Annotated in this window: 3 protein-coding genes; 1 reads left to right on the top strand and 2 read right to left on the bottom strand. The window is 71.1% G+C overall.

The window, feature by feature from the left end; genetic code table 11:
- Nucleotides 1–253 precede the first annotated feature (253 nt).
- Nucleotides 254–916 (bottom strand): response regulator, encoded by a 663-nt coding sequence (locus AC1WTP_RS34205; RefSeq protein WP_481653347.1) that lies wholly within the window; start codon nucleotides 914–916, stop codon nucleotides 254–256.
- Complete coding sequence (locus AC1WTP_RS34200) at nucleotides 913–2,052, bottom strand: sensor histidine kinase (RefSeq protein ID WP_481653346.1); 1,140 nt, start codon at nucleotides 2,050–2,052, stop codon at nucleotides 913–915. Before AC1WTP_RS34200 ends, AC1WTP_RS34205 begins: the two co-directional genes overlap by 4 nt.
- Before the next feature lie 14 nt (nucleotides 2,053–2,066).
- On the opposite strand from AC1WTP_RS34200, the gene AC1WTP_RS34195 reads away from it, so the two are divergent.
- Nucleotides 2,067–3,848, top strand: coding sequence for an alkaline phosphatase PhoX (locus AC1WTP_RS34195; RefSeq protein ID WP_481653345.1), 1,782 nt, complete (start codon nucleotides 2,067–2,069; stop codon nucleotides 3,846–3,848).
- Nucleotides 3,849–4,004 lie beyond the last annotated feature (156 nt).

The raw sequence follows: 4,004 nt of genomic DNA, 5'->3' as shown, positions 1-4,004 counted from the left end.
GGAGTCGCTCACCAATCAGGGTGAGGATCCACAACACCCACCGGACACCCGGTGAACGTTAGTGGACACCGCACTAGAGTGACAGCGCACCGATTCGGCGCTTCTTCCTCCTGACAGAATCTGCCGGGCCGTCCCGACCTGCACCAGTCGCCTCGCCGCCGCCGTCATGGTCCAGGTCTGGCGGTAGCCGGGCAAACCCTGGTAAAGCGGGTCCTTGATGGCTGCACGGCCGGTCAGGATCCGGAGATCCTGGTCAGGAGCGGGCGAGCCAGCCGGGGACGGTCAGGCCGGACTCGTACGCGAGGATCACCAACTGGGCGCGGTCCCGGACCTGGGTCTTGGTCATGATCCGGCTGACGTGCGTCTTCGCGGTGGCCGGGCTCAGCACCAGCCGCGCCGCGATCTCGTCGTTGGAGAGGCCGGCGGCGACCAGCGCCATCACCTCACGCTCCCGCTCGGTGAGCGCGCTCAGCCGCGGCCCCGGGTCCGGATGCGTGGCCCGGGCGGTGAACTCGGCGATCAGCCGGCGGGTGATCGACGGCGCGATCAGCGCATCGCCGCGGGCCACCACCCGCAGCCCGTGGATCAGCTCCGCCGGCTCGGTGTCCTTGACCAGGAAGCCGCTCGCGCCGGCCCGCAGCGCCCCGTAGACGTAATCGTCCAGGTCGAAGGTGCTCAGGATGACCACACGGACATCCGAGCCGGCGGCGATCTCCCGGGTGGCGGCCAGCCCGTCCAGCCCGGGCATCCGGATGTCCATGAGGACGACGTCCGGCCGCAGGTGCCGGGCGAGCCGCACCGCCTCGGCGCCGTCGGCGGCCTCGCCGACCACCTCGATGCCGTCCTCACCGTCGAGGATGGACCGGAACCCGGCGCGTACCAGGGTCTGGTCGTCGGCGAGCAGCACCCTGATCACGTCGGCGCTCCCGCCGGTACCGGCTGCAGCGGCAGGCGGGCGCACACCCGGAAGCCGCCGTCCGGCCGCGGGCCCGTGGTCAGCGAACCGCCCAGCGCCCGAGCGCGCTCCCCCATGCCGAGGATCCCGTTGCCGGGCGGGCCCGCTGCGCCGGTGCCGTCGTCCTCGACCTCCACCAGCACGTCGTCGCGGTCGGGCCGGACCCGGATCACCGCGGCGGTCGCGCCCGCGTGCCGGGTCACGTTGGTGAGCGCCTCCTGGACGATCCGGTACGCCGCCAGGTCGACCTCCGGCGGCAGCGGCCGGGTTTCGGCCAGCTCGGTGCGGATCTCCAACCCGGCCCGCCCGGCCGTCGTGACCAGCTCGTAGAGGCGGTTCAGCCCGGGCGCGGGCGCGGTCGGCGCCTCACCCTCCCGCCGCAGTATGCCAAGCGTCGTGCGCAACTCGCGCAGCGTCTCCTTGCTCGTCTGTTTGATCGCGCTGAGCGCCTGCGCGGACCGGGCGGGGTCCGGGCGGTGCAGCGCGGCGCTGGCCTGCACGTTGATCAGCGAGAGGTGGTGGCCGAGCACGTCGTGCAGCTCGCGGGCGATGCGCAGCCGCTCCTCGGTGGCCCGGCGCCGGGCCTCCTCCTCCATCCGCTGCTCGGCGGCGAGCGACCGGGCCTGCGCCTCGGCGAGGTAGGCCCGGCGGTTGCGGGTCACGCCGACGATGACCGCGACGAGCCAGCCGGCGTGCAGCAGCGTCGCCCCGTTGACGCTGTTCGGTGTCCTGTTGTAGCTGTCCGCGACGGCGAAGGCGACCACCGAGGCGAGACCGAGCCCGATGGCGACCGCGAGGTGCCCCTCGTCGACGACGGTGTAGAGCGCCACGACGAACACCAGCATGATCGGCCCGGGCCGGTGCAGCAACGCTCCGTACGCGCTGATGGCGGCCAGCGCCACCACACCCACCGCCACCGGATGGCGGCGGCGGACGTACAGTGCGCCGGCGGATGCCAGCACGGCCAGCAGCGCCGCCCATTCAGCGGCGGTGTCGATGCCCCGCGACTGCACCATCAGGCCGAGGAGGGCGACCAGAGCGACGGCGGGCACCACGGCCGTGTCCGCCGCCCGGCCACGCCACGGCCACCTCGACATACGCCGAAGCCTACTTGCTGGCCTTCCACGACATCGCCGCCGGCCGCGAGGAAATCCTCGGCCAGCAGGACTTCCTCGAGCCGCTCGACAGGATCGAGTGCCTGGACGACGAGCCGCCGGTGGTCTTCGCGGCCGAGAATCAGGGCGTCTGGGTGGCGTTGATCGACCCCACCGACGACGATCCGGTCGTCTGGTACGGCGGTGGCCCGGAGCGGCTGTGCGAGCGGGAACGTCTGCGCCATTGGGTGGCTCCCGGACTGGTCACCATGGCCGCCGACCCGTATCGGGACGGCGACCAATTGATCGATGTCTTGACGGGTGAGGCGATATGTGACGTAGTGGATCGAGCGGTTCGCGTCGATATCGGCCCGGGTCGCAACGGGCCGCGACGTCTAGGAGGTCTGTCCGTGTCTTTGTCTCGTCGCCAGTTTCTGTCCCGCTCCGCCGGAGCCGGTCTCGCCGTGGCCGTGGCCGGTTCGGTCGATGCCCTGTTCACCGCGGCACCCGCGCTGGGGGTGTCCGGCCCGGATGTCGGGTACGGTCCGCTCGTGCCTGACCCGGCCGGCATGCTCGACCTGCCGGTGGGCTTCCGCTACACGGTGCTGTCCCGCGAAGGCGCCGTCCGGCCGGACGGCGGCATCGTGCCGAGCCGGTTCGACGGGATGGGTGCCTTCGCCGACAAGGCGCGCGGCACCCGCCTGGTCCGCAACCATGAGTGCTCCCCCACCGCGAAGATCAGGGTCGTGGCTCCGCCGGAACGCACGTACGACCCGGCCGCCGGGGGTGGGACCAGCACGATCATCGTCAACGCATCACGACACGCCGTCTCTGAGCACGTCAGCCTGGGCGGCACGGCCATCAACTGTTCCGGCGGCCAAACCCCGTGGCGCACCTGGCTGACCTGCGAGGAGACCGAAGACAAGGCGGGTGCCCGCGGGTACACGAAGGACCACGGGTTCATCTTCGAGGTTGACCCGTACGACGATGCGCGCAACACCGATCCGACACCGCTGACCGCGATGGGTCGGTTTCAGCACGAGGCAGTCGCGGTCGACCCGCACACCGGCATCGTCTACGAGACCGAGGACGCGTTCGTGGCGCCGCTCGGCAGCTTCTACCGCTTCCTGCCGAACCGGCCGCTCTGCGGTCACGGGAGCCTGCGGGCAGGCGGGGTGCTGCAGGCTCTGCACGTCCCGGACCTGCCGGATCTGTCCGTGGTGACCGAGACGGGCGCGTCCTTCTCCGGCATCGAGTGGCTTGACGTGCCGGACCCGCTGGCGACGACGGAGTCGGTCCGTGCGCAGGACTACGGCAAGCCGATCACCGGTGGGTACAAGATCGAGGGCGCCTGGTGGGGGGAGAAGGACGGCTGCGCCTACTTCGTCTCGTCGTTCGCCCGGCGGGAGTTGGGCTCGGCCCGCGACCACGACGGCCAGGTCTGGCGGTATGACCCCCGAGCCAACACCCTGCGCCTGGAAACCATCTTCACCCGCCCCACGCCGGCACCGGAGAACCCGGAGTTCGACGCCCCGGACAACATCTGCATGTCCCCGTACGGGGGTCTGATGATGTGCGAGGACGGAGTCGGGGACCAGCACATCCTTGGTACGACCGCCGACGGCGAGGTGTTCGTCTTTGCCCGTAACCGGGTCAACGTCGGCACCGCCGAGGACCCGGAGTACGGCGAGCTGGCCGGCGCGACGTTCTCCGCCGACGGCCGGACCATGTTCTTCAACGTCTACAACCCGGGCATCACGTACGCCGTCACCGGCCCCTGGAACCGTCGCCAGGGCTGACGCCCGCAGCCACCGTGCGGTGCTCCCCGGTCCACATGTGGTCGGGGGGCCCGCGGGCGGACTGGGCCGATGGGGCACTGCTAGTGCGGTGTCCACTAACGTTCACCGGGTGTCCGGTGGGTGTTGTGGATCCTCACCCTGATTGGTGAGCGACTC

The sequence above is a fragment of the Micromonospora sp. R311 genome, from assembly GCF_056780015.1.
The sequence above is the reverse complement of the archived record's forward strand: the minus strand, read 5'-3'. Positions and strand labels throughout refer to the sequence as shown.

Excerpts from the sequence above, each read along its gene's own strand:
- AC1WTP_RS34200 (WP_481653346.1), bottom strand. The coding sequence starts at position 2,052 with ATGTCGAGGTGGCCGTGGCGTGGCCGGGCGGCGGACACGGCCGTGGTG.